Genomic DNA, 1335 nt, shown 5'->3' on the forward strand with positions numbered 1-1335 from the left:
TGAGCAAACCGGTGTCGCTCGAGGCACTGTACGAACAAATCGAAACAGTTGACCCGTTCAACGGCTCGCAAAAAGCTGGAAGCACAGGTGAATCATGATTGCATTAGCATTTATGTCGCGCGACCTTTCACACGACCCGTTGCGACTAGCGCGGTACTTGTCAATAGTGCATTTTTACCCTCGCTGCGACTTCATTACTCCAGGCATGGACGCCCCGGTTTTGCCAAGCTTTCGTATGCAACGACGAGGGATTGCAGCCATGCATCCGGACTTTGATATCCGGTGCAAGCCGGCGGTCTATGATGCAATTTGCTGGACGGGGGTCTCGTCAATAATGCGTGCTGTCGCGCACGTGGAGGAATCAGACCTTCCCAACCGCGTCTTTCCTGCTAGCCATCACGTCACGACCGCCCTGGCAATCGATAGAAGTCTCCTAGTAAAGCGTCGCTGCCCTGTTCAGCGAGCAAAAGTCGCTGGTCTTGCCTCGGTGTAGTTGCGTCGAAACTGATCGCCATCGGGTCTTGCGAGTGTATTGAACACTCTCGGTTGCATCGAGCGCGGTTCATTGCGCTCACTCAACAGCGGGCAGTGCTATCAAAAACAATTGCCCAGACCTGTGAAAGCGTCTGGGCGATCGAACCTCCGCGCGCAAGTGCCGCGGTGGCTTACCCTTTACTGGTTCGCGAGCCCCGTCGTGTCTACCGGCGTAGCGTCGCCAAGTCCGCCGCAGGATGGGACGTGACAGTTCCTTCGTAGCCGAATCATCCACCGATTCGGGAATCTTGGCGCGCGTCCAGGCTTGCGCAGATCGGTTCACGCACAGTGGCTTATTGGTTCGTACAAACGAAACAGCGTGAAATGCCGATGAAATGCCTGATAAGCCGCGCGATGTACCATCCGCTCATCGCGCGATCCATTTCTATTTGATCGACCTGTTGCACAACGTCGACTACAGTCCAACCGGCGCTCTGCCCGTTCTGGCAGCGAAATCTACGTTCCGCGTAGTGAACCTGTTTGACAAAGGGGCAGCGCCAGACGTTGATACGGCAAGCTACGTGGAACCGGCTGGGCGCAATATGAAAGCATGGCTGAGGAAAAGCAACATCTATTAATAGTCCAAATAGTTAGTTAATCAGAATGGTCGACGCATGACGATGATCGTGACGCACGCGTCGGTTACCAACGTGAAACCGACGTCCGAACGACTGCTTGTGAAAGCTTGCCAACGACTGCAGATGGCCGGCAAGCGCGCCCGCTCGCCGGTCATGGATGTCAGGGTCGTTAGTATCCGGGCAGTGCAGATAAAGTCACCCGAAGCGAAGTCAAAGAGGCCCC

At 55.2% G+C, this 1335-nt stretch carries 2 protein-coding genes; both read left to right on the top strand.

Annotated elements, in window-relative coordinates; all coding sequences use genetic code 11:
- The first annotated feature begins 869 nt into the window (after positions 1–869).
- Positions 870–1112 (top strand): hypothetical protein, encoded by a 243-nt coding sequence (locus tag QCE48_RS31540; protein ID WP_309788467.1) that lies wholly within the window; start codon positions 870–872, stop codon positions 1110–1112.
- 36 nt (positions 1113–1148) lie between these two features.
- Positions 1149–1335 (top strand): hypothetical protein (locus tag QCE48_RS31545; protein WP_309794465.1); only part of this gene is annotated, 187 nt, incomplete at its 3' end.

The organism is Caballeronia sp. LZ024 (assembly GCF_031451455.1).
Lineage (GTDB): Bacteria > Pseudomonadota > Gammaproteobacteria > Burkholderiales > Burkholderiaceae > Caballeronia > Caballeronia telluris.

Excerpts from the sequence above, each read along its gene's own strand:
- QCE48_RS31540 (WP_309788467.1), top strand. The coding sequence starts at position 870 with ATGCCTGATAAGCCGCGCGATGTACCATCCGCTCATCGCGCGATCCAT.